At 66.9% G+C, this 18,367-nt stretch carries 19 protein-coding genes and 3 tRNA genes (1 of these 22 cut by a window edge); 13 read left to right on the top strand and 9 right to left on the bottom strand.

All coding sequences use genetic code 11. The features are described 5' to 3' along the window. The first annotated feature begins 24 nt into the window (after positions 1–24). From grxD to AC1GI4_RS04820, 9 genes are all read left to right on the top strand, one after another. Positions 25–348 carry a Grx4 family monothiol glutaredoxin gene (gene grxD, locus AC1GI4_RS04860; protein WP_056439494.1) on the top strand — a complete coding sequence of 108 codons (324 nt, stop codon included), beginning with the start codon at positions 25–27 and terminating at the stop codon, positions 346–348. A 241-nt stretch (positions 349–589) separates the two neighbouring features. Beyond that, complete coding sequence (locus tag AC1GI4_RS04855) at positions 590–958, top strand: BlaI/MecI/CopY family transcriptional regulator (protein ID WP_175310712.1); 369 nt, start codon at positions 590–592, stop codon at positions 956–958. Beyond that, the gene (locus tag AC1GI4_RS04850) at positions 955–2,571 is read left to right on the top strand and encodes a M56 family metallopeptidase (RefSeq protein WP_479628757.1); all 1,617 of its coding nucleotides are present in this window, start codon (positions 955–957) and stop codon (positions 2,569–2,571) included. The genes AC1GI4_RS04855 and AC1GI4_RS04850 overlap by 4 nt, the downstream gene beginning before the upstream one ends. 90 nt (positions 2,572–2,661) lie before the next feature. Then, positions 2,662–3,519: an MBL fold metallo-hydrolase gene (locus AC1GI4_RS04845; protein ID WP_479628756.1), complete on the top strand. Its 858-nt coding sequence runs from the start codon at positions 2,662–2,664 to the stop codon at positions 3,517–3,519. Further along, the gene (locus AC1GI4_RS04840) at positions 3,504–4,244 is read left to right on the top strand and encodes a DUF4230 domain-containing protein (RefSeq protein WP_479628755.1); all 741 of its coding nucleotides are present in this window, start codon (positions 3,504–3,506) and stop codon (positions 4,242–4,244) included. The genes AC1GI4_RS04845 and AC1GI4_RS04840 overlap by 16 nt, the downstream gene beginning before the upstream one ends. A 45-nt stretch (positions 4,245–4,289) precedes the next feature. Next, positions 4,290–5,276 carry a quinolinate synthase NadA gene (gene nadA, locus AC1GI4_RS04835; RefSeq protein WP_294268772.1) on the top strand — a complete coding sequence of 329 codons (987 nt, stop codon included), beginning with the start codon at positions 4,290–4,292 and terminating at the stop codon, positions 5,274–5,276. Then, on the top strand, positions 5,273–6,121 hold the full coding sequence (gene nadC / locus AC1GI4_RS04830; RefSeq protein WP_479628754.1) for a carboxylating nicotinate-nucleotide diphosphorylase: 849 nt from the start codon (positions 5,273–5,275) through the stop codon (positions 6,119–6,121). Before nadA ends, nadC begins: the two co-directional genes overlap by 4 nt. Before the next feature lie 24 nt (positions 6,122–6,145). Then, positions 6,146–6,541, top strand: a complete 396-nt coding sequence (locus AC1GI4_RS04825; protein ID WP_479628753.1) for a hypothetical protein — start codon at positions 6,146–6,148, stop codon at positions 6,539–6,541. After that, the gene (locus AC1GI4_RS04820) at positions 6,538–7,245 is read left to right on the top strand and encodes a ribonuclease T2 family protein (RefSeq protein WP_479628752.1); all 708 of its coding nucleotides are present in this window, start codon (positions 6,538–6,540) and stop codon (positions 7,243–7,245) included. The genes AC1GI4_RS04825 and AC1GI4_RS04820 overlap by 4 nt, the downstream gene beginning before the upstream one ends. A 6-nt stretch (positions 7,246–7,251) precedes the next feature. Here the strand turns inward: AC1GI4_RS04820 and AC1GI4_RS04815 are convergent, their stop codons facing one another. From AC1GI4_RS04815 to aroA, 7 genes are all read right to left on the bottom strand, one after another. Beyond that, complete coding sequence (locus AC1GI4_RS04815; protein ID WP_294268763.1) at positions 7,252–7,671, bottom strand: DUF4112 domain-containing protein; 420 nt, start codon at positions 7,669–7,671, stop codon at positions 7,252–7,254. 5 nt (positions 7,672–7,676) lie between these two features. Beyond that, positions 7,677–9,050, bottom strand: a complete 1,374-nt coding sequence (locus AC1GI4_RS04810) for an ABC transporter substrate-binding protein (RefSeq protein ID WP_479628751.1) — start codon at positions 9,048–9,050, stop codon at positions 7,677–7,679. Between the two features lie 62 nt (positions 9,051–9,112). After that, a tRNA-Leu gene (locus AC1GI4_RS04805) sits at positions 9,113–9,196 on the bottom strand. 100 nt (positions 9,197–9,296) lie between these two features. Then, a complete protein-coding gene (locus tag AC1GI4_RS04800) occupies positions 9,297–9,584 on the bottom strand; it encodes an integration host factor subunit beta (protein WP_433911050.1) in 288 nt (95 codons plus the stop codon). Positions 9,585–9,731: 147 nt separating this feature from the next. After that, entirely contained in the window at positions 9,732–11,441 is a 1,710-nt protein-coding gene (rpsA, locus tag AC1GI4_RS04795; RefSeq protein WP_007405816.1) for a 30S ribosomal protein S1, read from the bottom strand. 386 nt (positions 11,442–11,827) lie between these two features. After that, complete coding sequence (gene cmk / locus AC1GI4_RS04790; RefSeq protein ID WP_433911049.1) at positions 11,828–12,460, bottom strand: (d)CMP kinase; 633 nt, start codon at positions 12,458–12,460, stop codon at positions 11,828–11,830. Then, on the bottom strand, positions 12,457–13,788 hold the full coding sequence (aroA, locus tag AC1GI4_RS04785; protein ID WP_479628750.1) for a 3-phosphoshikimate 1-carboxyvinyltransferase: 1,332 nt from the start codon (positions 13,786–13,788) through the stop codon (positions 12,457–12,459). Before aroA ends, cmk begins: the two co-directional genes overlap by 4 nt. A 95-nt stretch (positions 13,789–13,883) precedes the next feature. Between aroA and AC1GI4_RS04780 the strand changes: the two genes are divergently transcribed. The 3 genes from AC1GI4_RS04780 (at position 13,884) to AC1GI4_RS04770 (ending at position 14,521) form a co-directional block, all read left to right on the top strand. Continuing rightward, positions 13,884–14,207 (top strand): TIGR02300 family protein, encoded by a 324-nt coding sequence (locus AC1GI4_RS04780; protein WP_175310700.1) that lies wholly within the window; start codon positions 13,884–13,886, stop codon positions 14,205–14,207. Between the two features lie 86 nt (positions 14,208–14,293). Next, positions 14,294–14,369 (top strand) — tRNA-Ala (locus AC1GI4_RS04775). A 76-nt stretch (positions 14,370–14,445) separates the two neighbouring features. After that, a tRNA-Ala gene (locus tag AC1GI4_RS04770) sits at positions 14,446–14,521 on the top strand. 183 nt (positions 14,522–14,704) lie between these two features. On the opposite strand, the gene AC1GI4_RS04765 is transcribed toward AC1GI4_RS04770, so the two are convergent. Both AC1GI4_RS04765 and AC1GI4_RS04760 read right to left on the bottom strand, forming a co-directional pair. Next, positions 14,705–16,165 carry a globin-coupled sensor protein gene (locus AC1GI4_RS04765; protein ID WP_479628749.1) on the bottom strand — a complete coding sequence of 487 codons (1,461 nt, stop codon included), beginning with the start codon at positions 16,163–16,165 and terminating at the stop codon, positions 14,705–14,707. 131 nt (positions 16,166–16,296) lie between these two features. Continuing rightward, positions 16,297–18,312 (bottom strand): M3 family metallopeptidase, encoded by a 2,016-nt coding sequence (locus AC1GI4_RS04760; RefSeq protein ID WP_479628748.1) that lies wholly within the window; start codon positions 18,310–18,312, stop codon positions 16,297–16,299. Between the two features lie 21 nt (positions 18,313–18,333). Between AC1GI4_RS04760 and AC1GI4_RS04755 the strand changes: the two genes are divergently transcribed. Further along, positions 18,334–18,367 carry the 5' portion of a hypothetical protein gene (locus AC1GI4_RS04755; protein WP_479628747.1) on the top strand. 242 nt of this gene lie beyond the right edge of the window, so the window shows 34 of its 276 coding nt (coding positions 1–34); it begins with the start codon at positions 18,334–18,336; its stop codon lies off the right edge, out of view.

Raw genomic sequence — 18,367 nt, 5'->3', positions numbered from 1 at the left:
CCCATTCCCTCAAGGATTGATTATATGACCGACGATACGAATGCGCGGATCGACGCGTTGGTGAAGGACAATGCGGTCCTGCTGTTCATGAAGGGCACGCCGCTCTTTCCGCAATGCGGCTTTTCCAGCCGTGCGGTGGCGATCCTGAACCATCTAGACGTGCCTTTCGAGAGCGTCGACGTGCTTCAGGACCAGGGTATCCGCCAGGGTATCAAGGCCTATTCGGACTGGCCCACCATCCCGCAGCTCTATGTGAAGGGTGAGTTCGTCGGCGGCTCGGACATCATGATGGAGATGTACGAAAGCGGCGAACTGGCCGAACTGGTCCAGGATGTGAAGACCGCGTGATGCGACAAAGGGCCGGATGAAAATCCGGCCCTTTTTTCTATCCTCCCCGGCTCGGGGAGGGGGACCATGCGCAGCATGGTGGAGGGGGATTGCCGCAAGGGGTGTCCTGTGTGGCACGCCCCCCCTCCGTCATCACTGGCGCGATGCCACCTCCCAGTGCCGGGGAGGAATGCTTCCGCCCTATTGACTACGCCTGTAATCGGAATAGGATTACGTCTGTAGTCAATAAGAGGGCGAGTCGATGGCCGAGCGTATCAGCGATGCCGAACATGCCGTGATGGAGGTCCTGTGGGAGGAGGCTCCGCTGACCGCGCAGGATGTCGCGGAGCGGGTCGATCCCGAACGCGGCTGGAGCACCAACACCGTCAAGACGCTGCTCGGTCGCCTGCTCGCCAAGAGCGCCATCGCGCATGAGGAGCAGGGGCGGCGATATCTGTACCGCCCGCTGGTGGCGCGCGACGATTATGTCGTCGGCGAATCCCGTCGCCTGATCGACCGGCTGTTCGGGGGCCGCCTGACCCCGCTTGTCGCGCATCTGGCCGAGCGCGACGAACTGACCGCGCAGGACATTTCCGAGATCGAGGCGCTGCTCAAGGAGCTGAAGGCGTGAGCGGCGCGCAACTCGGTTGGGCGGTGGAGGCGATGATCGCCTCCACCCTGCTGATGGCGCTGGTCCTGCTGGCCCGCCGCCATGTCCGCCAGGCCTTCGGGCCGCAGATCGCCTATGCGCTCTGGGCGTTGCCGCTGCTCCGCCTTATCCTGCCGCCGCTGCCGCGCGGGCTGTCCGAGCAGGCGACCCCGCCGCTGGCCGCCGCGAGCGAGAGCTTCACCACCTATGTCGTGCTGCCGATGACGGCGCGGATGACCTCCCAGCTGCCTGCCACGGCCGATACGCCGAGCATCTGGCCGATGGTGGAGCAGGGGATCGCCTTGTTCTGGATCGTCGGCGCGGCCGGGTTTCTGGGGTTCCAGGCGCTGCGCCACTGGCGGTTCCGTACACGGCTGCTCGCCGATGCGGAGACGCTGGATGCGGTCGAGGGCGTCCGCGTGGTCGCCAGTGACGGCGCACCGGGGCCGCTCGCTTTCGGGATATGGCGCCGCTACGTCGCTTTCCCGCGCGATTTCGCCGAGCGCTATGACGCCGATGAGCGCGACCTGGCGCTGGCGCATGAGCTGGGCCACCACGCCCGCGGCGACCTGATCGCCAACTGGATCGCGCTCGCCGTGCTGGCGCTCCACTGGTTCAATCCGCTCGCATGGCGCGCCTTTCATGCCTTCCGGGCCGACCAGGAGCTGGCGAACGATGCCCGTGTCCTGAGAGGGCGAAGCCGCGCCGACCGGCATGTCTATGCCTGCGCCATCGTGAAGGCTGCGCATGGCCGCGCGCTGTCGGGCGCCTGTCACCTGCATACCATCGATGATCTGAAAGGGAGGCTGAAGATGTTGACCACTTCTCCGAAATCGCGTCGCCAGCTGGCGATGGGGGGTGCCACCGTGTCGCTGTTGGTGCTGGCCGGACTGGGAGCGACCGCGTCGGGCACCCCGGCGGCGGCGGCACTGACCAGGAAGGTCGAGCGGACGCTGGGCGTCGACCTGACCAGCACGGTCGCGGTCCTGCCCGCTGTCGCCCAGACCGCGCCGCAGGCCCCCGAAGTGCCCACCGCGCCGAGTGTGCCTGCCGTCCCGGCCGCCCCCGCCAAGCCGGTGGTCGCCGTTGCCGCAACCGCGCCTGCCCTTCCCGCCGTTCCCGCCGCCCCGTCCACGGTTGAGCCCCCCGCCGCGCCGCAGGCTCCGGCGACGCCGCGCGTCCGTGTTGTCACGCTTCGCAGCGGGGATAAGGTCCGGATCGTCGGCAACGAAGGTATCGTGCCGATGCCGCCCATGCCCCCGATCCCGGTGGTCCAGGCCCGCGCTTGCGGCACGAGCAGCAGCGATACCCGCACCAGCTACACGACGATCAACGGCAAGACCCAGCGGCAGGTCACGATCATCTGCACCGACCGGATCGAGCAGTCCGCCCGCCAGGCCTCGCTCGCGGCGGTGAATGCGCAGCGCACCGCGCAGGTGAACATGCAGATCGCGCTCGCCAGCATCGAGAGCGCCCGCGCCTCGATCACCCGCGACCGCAACTTGTCAGAGGATGCCCGCCGTGACGCCCTGAAAGGGTTGAACGAGGCGACCGCCGAGCTGAAGGCCGAAATGGCCAACCGCGATCGCGACTGATCCGGCCACGACTTACCCCCCTCGACCCCCGTGCCCGTCCGACGGGTACGGGGGTTGCTCTTTGTCGGCGGCTTGCCCACATGACGGATGATGGCTGAGCATCCGACCGGCATTCCGATCCTGCTTGAGCCGCTGGTCACCCGCGTGCTCGCTTTCAATCCGTCGCCGTACACCTATACGGGCACGCAGAGTTATGTCGTGAGCGACCGCGATGTGGCGATCATCGATCCGGGACCGGACGATCCGGCCCATCTCGACGCGCTGACCCGCGCGATCGCCGGGCGGCCGGTGGTGGCGATCGTCATCACCCATCACCACCGCGATCATAGTCCGGCCAGCCGCCCGCTCGCTCGGCTGACAGGCGCGCCGATTGTCGGCGCGGCCCCCTTCGCCGCCGATTATGAAGGCGGCCGATCCGATGCGGCGTTCGACCGAGACTATGCCCCCGACCGGGTGTTGGCGGAGGGCGAGAGCGTACGCGGGGACGGCTGGACGCTCAGCGCGATCGCCACGCCGGGCCATACCTCGAACCATCTCGCCTTCGCGCTGCCCGAGACGAAGGCGCTGTTTTCGGGCGATCATGTCATGGGCTGGTCGACCAGCGTCGTTTCGCCGCCCGATGGCGACATGACGGCCTATATGGCCAGCCTGGAGAAGCTGATGGAGCGCGATGATCGGGTCTATTATCCGGGGCATGGCGAGGCGGTCGACAATCCGCAACGGCTGGTGCGCGGGATGCTGGGGCATCGCAAGCAGCGTGAGGGGCAGATATTGCGGCTGCTGAGGGCAGGGGAGGGGCTTGGCGTCACGGCCATGACCGCGCGCATGTATGTCGGGTTGAACCCCAGATTGATTCCGGCCGCGGAACGATCGGTGCTCGCGCATCTTTATGACTTGCGAAGCCGCGGGTTGGTTCGTCAGGAAGGAGCATCATGGATCAGCGCGTGACGCCTCCGGTCGAGACGCCGCCTCCACCGCGTGCGCGCGGCGGCGTGGGCCTGTTCCTGACGAAGGTCGCAGGGGCGCTGGTCCTGCTGATCCTGGCCGGGCTGATCGTCGTGTGGGGCGTGCAGCGCTATGTCGAGGATCGCTTGGCCCCCGATCCGACGACGATCGCGCGCGCCAGCCTGGACGGTCTGCGCGAGCAGAACCGCCTGTCGGCCTTTGCGGCGCGCTATGTCGCGGTCGTCACCTCGCGCCAGTCGCAGCTCGGCTTCTCCACCGAGCGCACGCTCATCATGCCGGGCATGGTCCGCTACGAGGTCGATCTGGGCAAGCTGCGCCAGCAGGACGTTCGTTGGGATGCGAACACCCGCGTCCTGTCGGTGACGTTGCCGCCGGTCGAGATCGACGGGCCGCAGGTCGATCTGTCGGCGATCCGCGAATATGGCTCGGGCGGCCTGCTGACCACCTTCACCGATGCCGAGCAGCGGCTGGACGCTGCCAATCGCACGGCGGGGCAGGTCGAACTGATGCGACAGGCCCGTGCGCCCGCACCGATGAAACTGGCGCGCGACGCGACCCGGCGTGCCGTCGAGCGTAGCTTTGCCATGCCGCTCCGCGCGGCGGGCGTCGACGGCAGCGTCAAGGTGCGCTTCTCCGACGAGCCGCCCAATGACGAGCGTTGGGATACGACGCGCACCGTTCAAGAGGTTCTGCGCAACACGGGTTGATGTGCCCGATTGTCGGCGCACGCCCGTGCGCCTAGGGGGAATGCCATGACCATCCAGACGAATCTGACGGGCCTCGACCTGCGCGCCGAGATCGACCGCCTCCGCAAGGAACGCAACGCCGTCATCCTCGCCCATTATTATCAGAAGCCCGAGATTCAGGACCTGGCCGATTTCGTCGGCGATAGTCTGGACCTCAGCCGCAAGGCACAGGCGACGGACGCGGATGTCATCGCCTTTTGCGGCGTGCGCTTCATGGCGGAGACGGCCAAGATCCTGTCGCCCGAAAAGATCGTCGTCCTGCCCGACATGGCCGCCGGATGCAGCCTGGAGGACAGCTGTCCGCCCGAACAGTTCGCCGAATTCCGGGCGCAGCATCCCGATCACATCGCGCTGACCTATATCAACTGCTCGACCGAGGTGAAGGCGCTGTCCGACATCATCGTCACGTCCTCCTCCGCCGAGCAGATCCTGGCGCAGATCGATCCCGCGCAAAAGATCATCTTCGGCCCCGACCGCAATCTGGGCGGCTATCTGGCGCGCAAGACGGGGCGCGACATGCTGCTGTGGCCGGGCGTGTGCATCGTGCACGAGGCGTTCAGCGAGACCGAACTCCTCAAGCTGCGCGCCCAGCATCCCGACGCGCCGATCGCCGCGCATCCCGAATGCCCGGCCGTCATCCTGGACCATGCCGATTATGTCGGGTCGACGCGCGGCATCCTGGAGTTCGCGCAGACCGTGACCGGCGATACGCTGATCGTCGCGACCGAGCCGCACATCATCCACCAGATGCAAAAGGCGATGCCGGGCAAGACCTTCATCGGTGCGCCGGGCGCGGACGGCAACTGCAACTGCAATATCTGCCCGTACATGGCGCTCAACACCATGGAGAAGCTGTATTTGGCGCTGCGCGACCTGACCCCGCGCGTCGAGATCGAGGAGGGCCTGCGGCTTCAGGCCAAGAAGAGCCTCGACGCGATGCTGACGCTCGCCAGCGGGACGGTCGGCAAGGGCGATCTGGGTCCGCGCCCGTGACGCAAGGGGCGATAGAAGGCTTTGACCTCGACGCTTTCGTGCAGGCGACGCTGGCCGAGGATCTGGGGCCCGGCGGCGACATCACCTCGGCGGCGGTGATCCCGGCGGCGGCGCGCTTCATCGGCACCATGGCCAGCCGCGATGCGATCACCGTCGCCGGGCTGCCCATCGCCGAGGCGTTCTTCCGCCACCTCGACCCGGATGTCTTGATCGAGCGGCTGGTCGAGGACGGCACGAGCGTTCCGGCGGGCACCGAGCTGCTGCGTCTGTCGGGCAAGGCGCGCGCGATGCTGACCGCCGAGCGATCGGCGCTCAACACCGTCCAGCATCTGTCGGGTATCGCGACGATGACGGCTACCTATGTCGCGGCGATCGCGGGCACCGGCGCGACATTGCTCGACACGCGCAAGACCATTCCGGGCCTGCGCCTGATCGAGAAATACGCCACCCGCATGGGCGGCGCGCGGAATCATCGCATGGGCCTGTGGGATGCGGCGATGATCAAGGACAATCATGTCGCGGTCGCGGGCGGCATCGGCCCGGCGGTGACGGCGGCGCGAGAGGCGGGGATCGCCCGGATCATCGTCGAGGTCGACGCGCTCGACCAGATCGAGCCTGCGCTGGCGGCGGGAGCGACCCATTTGCTGCTCGACAACATGAACCCGGCGCAACTGGCCGAGGGTGTCGCGCGGGTCGCGGGCCGGGCGCCGACCGAGGCGTCGGGCGGCGTACGTCTCGACACCATCCGCGCCATCGCGGAATCGGGCGTCACCTATGTCAGCGTAGGGCGCTTGACCCAATCGGCTCCGGCGGCCGATATCGGACTGGATTTCGCCGCCGCCTGAGGCGCGCTTGGAAGGGGGAAGATCGTGCGACCGAAATCGGTGATATTGGGCGAGCGGCTGTCGTTCCTCGCCATCCTGTTGCTGGTGGTGCTGGCCGTCATCGGCTGGGGTGACACGGTCGCGCAGGCCGGTGTCGCGATCGCGGTGATCGCAAACGGCCTGCTGATCGGGCTGTTCCTGCTCGGCACGTTGCTGACCACGCGGTTCGCCAGTCGGATCGGGCTGGGGCTGCTGGTCGTGCTGACCATCCTGAACCTGCTCGGATTTCTCTATCAGGTGTCGGTGGGCGCACTCGCCGAGGGTGTATTCGGTGTGCTGACGGCGGTGCAGGCCGCCGCGTCGCTGGTGACGGTGGTGATGCTGATGCGTACTAACGCCCTGGCCTGGTATCGCGCGATGGCGGAGGTGAACGAAGCATGAGATACGCAATGATCGGCATGGCCCTGCTGGCCGCGCCGCAAGTCCTGTCGGCCCAGACGCTGCAATGCACCGCGCCGAGTGGTCTGCAGTCGATCCGCCCCGATCTGCCCAGCCAGAGCCAGCCGACCCGTGTGCTGCCGATCGGCGGCTATACGCTGGCGATCACCTGGAGCCCGCAATATTGCCGCGACCCGAAGGGGGACAGCAGCTTCCAGTGCGGCGGGGCCAATCGCTTCGGCTTCACCCTGCACGGCCTGTGGCCCGATGGCGTGGGCAAGGACTGGCCGCAATATTGCCGCCCTACCGCGATCATCCCGCAGGCGGTGGTGCGCCGCCACATCTGCGCCACGCCTTCCGCGCAGCTGATGCAGCATGAATGGTCCAAGCACGGGACCTGCATGAGCGGGTACAGCCCGGCGCGCTATTTCCAGCGATCCAACGCGCTGTATTACGGGCTGCGCTTCCCTGACATGGAAGGGCTTTCGCGGCGCAACGCCTTGACCGCAGGTGATCTGGCGACGGCCTTCGCCGCCGCGAACCGCGGCATGACCGCTGACATGATGCGCGTCACGGCCACGCGCGAAGGTTGGCTGGACGAGATCTGGATCTGCTTGAACAAGGCATTCCGTCCTGCCCGCTGCCCGGTGCATCAGGGCGGACTATCGCCGAACGCGCCGCTGAAAATCTGGCGCGGCAGCCGCTGAGGTCGCTTACCCCTCCAGCACCACGCTGGAGGGGTGATGCTTGTCGAGATGCTTACGGATGATCCGCAAATTGCGTGTGTTCGACCGGAACAGCACGTCCGCCGCGTCGCCGATCAGCGGCACGAAGCCCAACAGCGCATCGAAGCCGACATTGCCCATCATCCGCGCCATTTGAAATTTCGACAGGCCCAGATTGCGGGCTTCCCAGATGATGTAACTGCCTAGCGCGGCGGCGGCGATGTCCCCGACAATGGGGACCAGTCCCAACATCACGTCCAGCCCGATTGGCCGGTTGAGGCCGGGCAGCACGACGACGCGCTCCAACAGGCGCTCCATGGCCTCGATCCGCTGGCGGCTGGCCGCGATGCCTTTGTCCAGCGGCAGCGCGTCGAAGGTGGTGGGATCGATGCGGGATGCTTTGGCCATGACGTTCAATTGGTGACGGCGCGCAATCGGTTCAATGGATGCCAGGCCCGGGCATTGGTCTGGAATTGTCGCAGGCGTGCGGTGGCGAGCGACCAGCGCAAGGGGCGCGCGAGCGGAATGAAGGGCGTGTCGGCATTCACCGCCGCATCCGCCGCCGCGATGGCGGCACTTCGCCCGGCCAGCGTGGGCGCAAGCCGCGCCTGCTCGATCGCCGCCATCGCCGTCTCGCCGCAGGGCGCGCACGCGGTGGCGAGATACCAGCGCGCACTGTCATAGGGGGCGACCGCATCGATCAGCCGCAGGTCGGCAGGCGCATTGAGCGCCACCCGCTCCGGCGTGATGCCGACCGCCAGCAGCGTCGCACCGATCTGGCCATAGAGAAGGTTGGCCCCCGGACCCTGTGGCAAGGCGATACGCAACCGAACGGGCTGGCTCCAGGCGGCAACACGCGCCCGCGCACCGCTGCGCCGCTCATCCACGTTGAGGAGCGCCCAGCCGGGAATCTGCGGGGGCGCATCGGAATCGAGCGTATCGGGAAGCACACGATCGGTCGCATCCCAGTTGGGCGCTATCGCCGCCAGCATCGCAGCCCGGTCGAAGGCGGCCGACAGCGCCTGCCGATTGGCGGCATCGCCCAGAAACCCGTCGCGGTTGACGATGCTCAGCCCGAACAAGCCCGCCGCAGGATCGACCCGGATCGCCGTCTGGTTGATCCGCACCGAGTCGAGCAGCGGCCACGTCTCGAACCGCCCTCCCAGCAGCAGGTCCGACTGGCCACGCGCAAACCGCAGGATGGCGCGCCCCGGGCTCTCGGCGATCAGGCGAACATCGTCTTCCGGTGCGGGTGTCGCGTCATCCTCCGGCTCGGCGCGGCGAGGATCGGGGATCGGGCGCAGCAGCGGCGGCGGTCCCGACCGGATGATACGGAACGGCCCGGTGCCGCGTCGGCCTCGGTCGACGATCGCCATTTCCGGCTGCGCGAACAGCTTGAGCAGGTCTGGGCGAGGTCGCGACAGGCGTATCTCGATCACCTGCGGCGTCATCACGACGATTTCGTCGATCGCGGTCAGGAAGGGGGCCAGGGGATTGCCCGAGCGTGGCGACACAAGTCGCCGCAGGATCGGCGCGACCTGTTCGGCGGTGACGGGCGTGCCGTCATTCCATTTGGCCTCCCGCAGGCGGAAGATGAAGCTGCCGCCCTCGTCGATGACGATCCAGCGTTCGGCTAGGCCCTGCTCGATCTGGCCATTGGCATCGAACCGTACCAGCCCCTGGGCCAGCGCGTCGCGCAGGACGCGGTGTGGCGTATCGCTTTCGGTTAGAGGCAGGCGCGTCGAGCCGGTCGGGGAGGGGGCGGATTGGATCGTGCTGACGACCACCGCACCATGATCGGCGTGGCGCTCGCAGGCCGTCGTCGCCAGGAGCGCGGCACCCAGTGCGATGGTGCGGACGGCGGGACTCGAACCCGCACTCCATAGGAAGCCGATTTTAAGTCGGCAGCGTCTACCGGTTTCGCCACGTCCGCGCACGGTCCCACGAAGATACCAGGATGCCGCGCAGGTCAAGGGCGGAGCGGTCGTAAAGCCGGAATAGCCGCGTCCTCCCGCCCCGCGTTCGAAATAGGATTACTCGGCGTCGACGTTCAGGCGCGCGCGCATTTCCTTGCCGGGTTTGAAATAGGGAACGCGCTTGGCGCAGACATCGACGGTTTCGCCGGTGCGGGGGTTGCGGCCGGTGCGGGCACCGCGCGCGCGGGTCGAAAAGGCGCCGAAGCCGCGCAGCTCGACACGACCGTCATCCGCCAGTCGCTTGGTGATTTCATCGAAGAAAATCGTGACGATCAGTTCGACTTCGCGGGGGTTCAGACCCGGATTACGCTGACCGATTTTTTGCACCAGTTCCGAACGGATCATCGTCTAGTCCCAAGCTTCAGACGGATCGTTCCTAACCTGTGTTTCTCGCTGCTGAAAGTATTTTTATTATACGATTAAGCGACACAGGGGTGCCATTTGGCCGAAACCGGGACACGTTTCCGGAAAAACGTGTCCCGATCCAGTGACTTACTTCTGGGTGCGCGCCTTCAGCGCTTCGCCCAGAATGTCGCCCAGCGATGCGCCCGAATCGGACGAACCGTACTGAGCCACCGCCTGCTTCTCTTCGGCGATCTGCATCGCCTTGACCGAGAAGGTCGGCTTCTTCGAACGATCGAAGCCGGTGACCATCGCGTCGAACTTCTGGCCGACCTGGAAGCGCTCGGGGCGCTGCTCGTCACGGTCGCGACCCAGATCGGTGCGCTTGATGAAGCCGGTCGCACCATCGTCGCCCGCCTGGACTTCGAGGCCCGCATCGCGGACTTCGAGGACGGTCACGGTGACGACCTGGTTCTTGTTCAGGCGATCGCCAGCCGCAGCCACGCCGCCAGCGACCGGGCCGCCGCGCTCGAGCTGCTTCATGCCGAGCGAGATGCGCTCCTTCTCGGGGTCGATGTCCAGAACCACGGCCTGAACGACTTCGCCCTTGCGGTGCAGGTTGAGGGCATCCTCACCCGACACGCCCCAGGCGATGTCCGACATGTGGACCATGCCGTCGACATCGTTGTCCAGGCCGATGAACAGGCCGAACTCGGTCGCGTTCTTGACTTCGCCCTCGACGGTCGAGCCGATCGGATGGGCTGCGGCGAACGCTTCCCACGGATTGGCCTGAGCCTGCTTGAGGCCCAGCGAGATGCGGCGCTTTTCCTGATCGACCTCGAGGACGACCACATCGACTTCCTGCGACGTCGACACGATCTTGCCCGGATGGACGTTCTTCTTGGTCCAGGACATTTCCGAGACGTGCACCAGGCCTTCGATGCCCGGCTCCAGCTCGACGAACGCACCGTACTCGGTGATGTTCGTGACGCGGCCCGACAGCTTGGCGCCGACCGGGTACTTGGCGCCGGCGCCATCCCACGGATCGCTCTCGAGCTGCTTCATGCCGAGCGAGATGCGCTGCGTGTCCTTGTTGATGCGGATGATCTGGACGCGCACGGTGTCGCCGATCGCGATCATCTCCGACGGATGATTGACGCGCTTGTACGACAGGTCGGTGACGTGCAGCAGGCCATCGATGCCGCCCAGGTCAACGAACGCACCGTAATCGGTGATGTTCTTGACGACGCCGTCGATGATCTGACCCTCGGCCAGGCTCTGGATCAGGCCCGAACGCTGCTCGGCGCGGGTCTCTTCCAGGACCGCGCGACGCGACACGACGATGTTGCCGCGCTTGCGGTCCATCTTCAGGATCTGGAACGGCTGCGGGATGTCCATCAGCGGGGTGACGTCGCGGACGGGACGGATATCGACCTGCGAGCCGGGCAGGAACGCCACGGCGCCGTTCAGGTCGACGGTGAAGCCACCCTTCACGCGGCCGAAGATGACGCCTTCGACACGGGCCGACTTCGAGAATTCGAGCTCCAGCTTGTCCCAGGCGGCTTCGCGGCGCGCGCGGTCGCGGCTGAGCATCGCTTCGCCGTGCATGTTCTCGACGCGGTCGACATAGACCTCGACTTCGTCACCGACCTTCAGGTCGGCCTTCTGGCCGGGGGCAGCGAATTCGCGGAGGGGCACACGGCCTTCCGACTTCAGACCGACGTCGATGACGGCCATGTCGTTTTCGATCGCGGTGACGGTGCCATGCACGACGCGACCCTCGAAGCTGTCGGCACCGCCGAACATGTCATCGAGCATCGCCGCGAAATCGTCGCGCGTGGGCTGGGGGTTGGTTGCCATAAAAGGGTTAGGTTCCTGGAGAGTTTTTCGCCTCCGGTCAGCGCTTTGCCCCGACCTTCGACGATGGCCGCGCCGACCCCATGCCGACGCCACCAGGCCCGAAGATGTGGCTGAAACACGGAAAAGCGGCGGTCCGCCAAAAATGCGGAAAGGACGCTGAGGGCGATACCCCGCGTCAGCCTCTCCGCGGAACAGGGTCCGCGAGCGGGGGCGCCTTAGCGGAAAATGGGGTTTTGCGCAAGGTGAGGGGGTGTCCTCCCCGGCACGGGGAGGGGGACCATGCGCAGCATGGGGGAGGGGGCGTGCCGATGAGGGCGTCCCTTGGTGCTGGCCCCCCTCCGTCAGCGCTGGCGCGCTGCCACCTCCCCATGCTGGGGAGGATCGGATCAGCGTGCCTTGGCCGCCACCTGGGCGTCGACGAACTGGATCGCGCGGGCGACCGCGGCGTCGATCGTCAGGTTGGAAGTGTCGAGCGCCGCCGCGTCCGCCGCCTGGGTGAGGGGGGCTGTCGCCCGGCCGCTGTCGCGTTCGTCGCGGGCACGGATATCCGCCAGCACCTGCTCGAACGACACATCCGCGCCGTTCTTTACCAGTTCGTTATGTCGCCGCCGCGCCCGCACCTGCGAACTGGCCTTTACGAACAGCTTGGCGTCGGCGTCGGGCGCGATGACCGTGCCGATGTCGCGCCCGTCGAGGATCGCGCCGCCCGGCTGCTGCGCGAACCGCTTCTGCCGCTGGAGCAAGGCGGCGCGGACCAGCGGATGGGCCGATACGACCGAGGCAAGCTTGCCCGTCTCGTCATCGCGCAAGCCGGGATCGGCGAGCACGCCGTCGTCGAAGCTGCATGCGGCGACCGCATCGGCTTCCTTCGTGGGGTCGAGGTGCATCTGTCGCACCGTCGCGGCCACCGCACGGTAGAGCAGGCCGGTATCGAGATGCGGCAGGCCGTAATGCCGGGCCAGCGCGCGGGCGATCGTGCCCTTGCCGCTGGCGGCGGGGCCGTCGACAGCGATAATCATGCCATGGCTCCCAGCTTCTCCAGCGTGTCGAAGAACACGGGATAGCTGGTCGCGACGGGGGCGGCGTCGTCCAGCGTGATGGGATCGCGGGCATGGAGCGCGGCGATCGTCATACTCATCGCGATGCGGTGGTCGAGCAGCGTCGCGATCGCCGCGCCGCCGGGGATCGGGTCGCCGCCGGTGCCGGTCACGGCCATGCCGTCCTCGAACTCCTCGCAACGGACGCCACACGCGCCGAGCGCATTCGCCATGGCGGTGATCCGGTCGGACTCCTTGACGCGCAGTTCCTCCGCGCCGCGCGCGATCGTTGTGCCGGTCGCAAAGGCGGCAGCGACGAACAGTACGGGATATTCGTCGATCATGCTCGGCGTCAGCTCGGGCGGAACCTCGATCGCCGACAGAGGGGCATGGCGAACGCGCAGGTCGGCCACCGGCTCGCCACCGACGATGCGCGCGTCCAGCTCGGTGATGTCGGCGCCCATCATCTTCAGCGCGGCGATGATGCCGGTGCGGGTCGGGTTCATGCCGACATTGGTGATGGTCACGTCCGCCCCCGGCACGATCGAGCCCGCGACCAGCCAGAAGGCCGCCGAGGACGGATCGCCCGGCACGACGATATTCTGCGGCTTCAGTTCAGCAGGCCCGTGAATCGTGATGACCCGGCCCTCGGGCGAGGGGGTGACAGTCAGCTCGGCACCAAAACCGGCCAGCATCCGCTCGCTATGGTCGCGCGTCGCGATCGGCTCGATCACCGTGGTTTCCCCAGGCGTGTTGAGACCCGCGAGCAGGATCGCCGACTTCACCTGTGCCGAGGCGACGGGCAGGGTATAGCGGATCGGCACCGCCGGGCTGATGCCCCGGACCATCAGGGGCAGGCGGCCGCCCGGCGTATCCTGGAACTGCGCGCCCATCTGCGACAGCGGTTCGATGACGCGGCCCATCGGCCGCTTGGAGAGCGAGGCGTCGCCGATAAAGGTCGCGGTGATCGGATGGCTGGCGACCAGACCCATCAAAAGGCGCGTCGAGGTGCCCGAATTGCCCATGTCGAGCGCGGTCTCGGGCTGGAGCAGGCCGCCGACACCGACGCCGTGGATCACCCACACGCCGTCATCCTGGCGGACGATATCCGCACCCATCGCGCGCATCGCGGCGGCGGTGGCGAGCACGTCCTCGCCCTCCAGCAGGCCCTCGACCCGGCTTTGCCCGACCGCGAGCGCGGAGAGCATCAGCGAACGGTGGCTGATCGATTTGTCGCCAGGAACGGCGATGGTGCCGCGAAGGGCGGCGGCGGCTCGCACGGTGCGAGGCTGGGGAAGGGTGTGCGCCATAGATGGCGCGGGCTTTTGACAGGGGGCTTGCGCTGTGGCAAGGCGCGCCCACTTTTCGCTCCGGCGGAAAACCCAATCCGAAAGGTATGAACGGCATGATCAAGCCGGAATGGGGCACGAAGCGTACGTGCCCGAAATGCGCGACGCGCTTCTACGACCTCGAAAAGGACGACCCCGTCACCTGCATCAATTGCGGGACGCAGTGGGAGCCCGAGCCCATCCTGAAGTCCAAGCAGCCCCTGCCGTTCGAGCAGGCCAAGCCGGAGAACAAGGAAGCCGACAGCGATCTGGCGGGCGGTGACGACGAAGATCTGGACATCACTGGTGAGGACGAAGAGCCCTCGCCCGACGATGAAGTCGATCTGGGCGGCGACGACGATCTGGGCGTGGAAACGTCCAGCGAGGACGACGAACACTAAGTTGTCCGAGGGGCTCGGCCGGTGCTTGAAAAAAGTGCTTGCCGAGCCACGGCGGCCCCGCTAGTGGGCTGCCTCCACAGCGGAACGGGGCCGTAGCTCAGCTGGGAGAGCGCTGCAATGGCATTGCAGAGGTCAGGGGTTCGATCCCCCTCGGCTCCACCATTCCGCCGGAACAGCCGCATGTCATAATGCGCTGACAGGCCAGCCCGCATCCCGCCGGGCTCGCGCCGAAATCGATGGGGCCGTAGCTCAGCTGGGAGAGCGCTGCAATGGCATTGCAGAGGTCAGGGGTTCGATCCCCCTCGGCTCCACCATCCTTTCGACATCGCCGATCTTATTCGCCGCCCCTGGTTTTCCATGGGTGGTTTTCCGCGTTTGGCCGGCGTGGTCTGCCTTTCCCGTCTATGCCCCCGCCACGGGACGGGAGCGAGAATGACGGCCCAAAAAAAGGGCCCCGACTTTCGCCGGAGCCCAGTTCATCCTTGGGGGGATAGGGGTCAGCCTGCGGCGAGCCGTCGCTGCATCTGGTGAACCGGGTTGCGTGGATCGCCGGTCATGTCGGCCAGGCGGAAGCGGGCGACCTCGCGGGCCAGCGTCTCGGCCTCTTGCGCCAGGGTGCGGGCGGCGTCGGTGGCCTGTTCGACCATCGCCGCGTTGCGCTGGGTCACGCCGTCCATCTCGGCGACCGCGGTGTTGACCTGTTGCAGGCCGATCGACTGCTGCGTGGCGGAGGCGGCGATCTGCGACACCAGATCGCTGATCTCGCCGATCCGGCCGATGATCCGTTGCAGTGCTTCGCCCGCCTCGTTGACCAACTCGACCCCGACGCCGACCTGGTCGGAGGAGGCAAGGATCCGCGTCTTCACGTCCTTGGCCGCCTCGGCCGAGCGCTGTGCCAGGGCACGCACTTCGCTGGCGACCACGGCAAAGCCCTTGCCAGCCTCGCCCGCCCGCGCCGCCTCGACGCCCGCGTTGAGCGCGAGCAGGTTGGTCTGGAACGAGATGCCGTCGATGACCGTGATGATCTCGCTGATTTCCGACGAAGAGCGTTCGATGCCGCCCATCGCCTCGACCGCGCGACGGACGATCTGGCCCGATTCCTCGGCTTCGGTTCGGGCCTCCCCGACGATGCGGTTGGCGCGCGACGCACCGTCGGCGGTCTGGCGGACAGTCGAGGTGATCTGCTGCATCGCAGCAGCGGTTTCCTCCAGCGAGGCCGCCTGCTGCTTGGTGCGGTCGGACAGATCGTCCGATGCCAGGCGGATATCGCCCGAGCCGACGCGGATATGCTCGCCCGACTGGGTAACGACGCCCAGCGTCGCGCACATCTGTGCGCGCATCGCCTCGAAACTGTCGGCGAGCGCCTGATATTCGGACGGAAGGCCTTCGAGCGAAGCGGTCAGGTCGCCCTTGGCCATCCGGTCGAACACCGCGCCGCACCGCTCGATCACCGCGCGGCGTCCGGCCTGTTCGGCCTCGAAATAGGAGGCGAGCGCGATGTCCATGTCGATCAGCGACGCCTTGACCAGCGCATTGGCGGCCCGCGCACGACGCGCGGCGCCAAAGGGCCATAGCAACCGCCCCAGGATCAGCTTGGGCAGGACATATTCCAGCATCCGGGCATAGCCGCTGATGTACCAGGTCGGCGCCAGCCCGATCCGGGCATGCACCTGCCCGATATGGGTCGAGGCGGCGGCATAGTCGCGGTCGAGCGGGCCGGAGAACAGCTTGCGCCAATGCTCCATCTGCTTGTCGCGGGCATGGTCCATCCGCCCCTGCGAGGTGAATAGCCCCCGGATCTGCGAGGTGTTCGCGATGTGCCGGTACAGCGCGGTCAGCGCGACGGGCGCATGGCGTTCGATCGCACGCTTGATCGTCGGGAACGTCGAATAGCTTCCGGCGCTATAGTCGAACGCGGCCAACCGCTGTTCAAAATCAATATGTTCCGATCCGCTCACGGCACATCCTCCTGTCATTCAGACTAGGTCGAGGATGGTTAAGAAGCCGTAGCGACGCGATTTTTTCTGTATGATCTGGGTTACAGCAGGGAACAAAGCCGGGGCCGCCATAAACGGCCCCGGCTTTTGGATCAGGCCGCCAGGCCGTGATGGCGAAGCAGTGCGTCTGGCTCGGGCGCACGACCCCGGAAAGCGCGGAAATTCTCGGCCGCCGGGCGGCTCGCCCCGCGCGCCAGCACCTCGCGACGGAATCGGTCGCCCGCCGCCTGACCTTCTTCGGCAAAGGCGGCAAAGGCGTCCGCCGACAACAGCTCCGCCCAGAGATAGCTGTAATAGCCCGCCGCATAGCCGCCCGCGAAGATATGGCTGAAGCTGTGCGGGAAGCGATTCCATTCGGGCGGGCGAATCACCGCCACCTCGTCACGAACGCCGTTCAGCACCGCCATCACCCGGCCGCCCTGCGCCGGGTCGTAATCACGATGGAGCCGCAGGTCGAAGGTCGCGAACTCGATCTGGCGCAGCAGGAACAGCCCCGCCTGGAAGCGCCGAGCCGCCAGCATCTTGGCGAACAGCTCTTCGGGCAACGGCTCGCCCGTCTCGACATGCGCCGACAAAGCGGTCAGCGTGTCGCGGTCCCAGGCGAAATTCTCCATGAACTGGCTGGGCAGCTCGACCGCGTCCCACTCGACGCCCGAAATGCCACCGATCGAGGGAAGGTCGACCTCGGTCAGCAGGTGGTGCAGCACATGGCCGAACTCGTGGAGCAACGTGACGACATCGCCATGCGCCAGCAGGGCGGGGGTGTCGCCGGTCGCGGGCGGGAAGTTGCAGGTCAGATAGGCGATCGGACGGTGGAAGCGGTCGGCATCGCGGAAGCGCGGACGGCACACGTCCATCCAGGCGCCGCCACGCTTGCCCGCGCGCGCATGGAAGTCGCAATAGACGCCTGCGACGATCTCGCCGTTCTTATCCTGCACATCATAATAGCGGACATCGTCGTTCCACACGGAAACGCCCGCCCGCTCGACCAGGCGGATGCCGTATAGCCGCTCGATCAGCGCCACCGTGCCCTCCATCACGCGGGGGAGAGGGAAATAAGCGCGGATCGCCTCGCGATCGACGCCGAATCGCTCGCGGCGGATATGCTCGGCGACATAGCCCATGTCCCAGGGCTCCAGCTTTTCGATGCCGAATTTCTCGGCGGCATAGGCACTCGCCTCCGCCAGTTCGCGCTCCGCCAGGGGGCGGGCCCGCGCGGCAAGATCGGACAGAAAGGCCAGCGCCTCGTCCGCCGACTGCGCCATCTTGGTCTCGACGGAGCGGGCGGCGGCGTCGTTGAAGCCGAGCAGCTGAGCCGCTTCATGGCGAAGCGCCAGAATGCGGTCGATCCGCGCGCTATTGTCATGGGCAGGGTCGGCCGCCTGATCGGAGGCGCGGGTCGCATAAGCCTTGGCGACGCGAGCGCGCAGGTCGCGATTGTCCGCCTGGGTCAGGATCGCCTGCACGCTCGGCTCGCGCAGCGTCACCAGCCAGCCATCCAGATCCTTCTCCGCGGCGTAAGAGGCCAGGATCGCCTTGGCATTATCGGTCAGGCCGGAAAGCAGGGTTTCGTCGGTGACATGCTCGCTCCACGTCTCGGTCGAATCGAGCACGGCATTGCCGAACTCGGTGCTCAGCCGGTTCAGCTCGACGCCGATCTCGCGGAACCGCGCCTTGGCCGCGTCATCCAGTCCCACACCCGACAGGGTGAAGTCGCGCCGCGCCAGCTCGACCGCGCGCGCCTCGGCCTCATTGAGAGGGGCTAGGTCGACTCGGTTGAAGGCGGCGAACAGTCGCGGGTCCTGGCCCGCCTCCATGCCATATTCGGCCAGCATCGCCTGCGCCTCGGCAAAGGCGGCGCGCAGCTCGGGCGTATCGGCAACCGAATGCAGGTGCCCCGCCGGAGACCAGCCCCGCGCGATCGCAAATCCCGCCCGTTCGCTGGCCAGCACGACATCGGCAAAGTCGCTGGCATTCGATCCGCCGATCCGATCGGCGGCGGCGCGCGCATCGGCGATCATGTGCTCGACCGCAGGGACCAGATGCTCTGGGCGGATAGCCGCGAAGTCTGGCAGGTCGGTATCGGCGAGCAGGGGATTGGTGGTCATTCGGCTTCCTTGCGCGTTATCGTGGCAACCATCTCGGCAGCCGCACCACATTCGG

This window comes from Sphingomonas sp. 77B, assembly GCF_056497825.1.
This window is presented reverse-complemented; position numbering and strand designations above follow the sequence as displayed.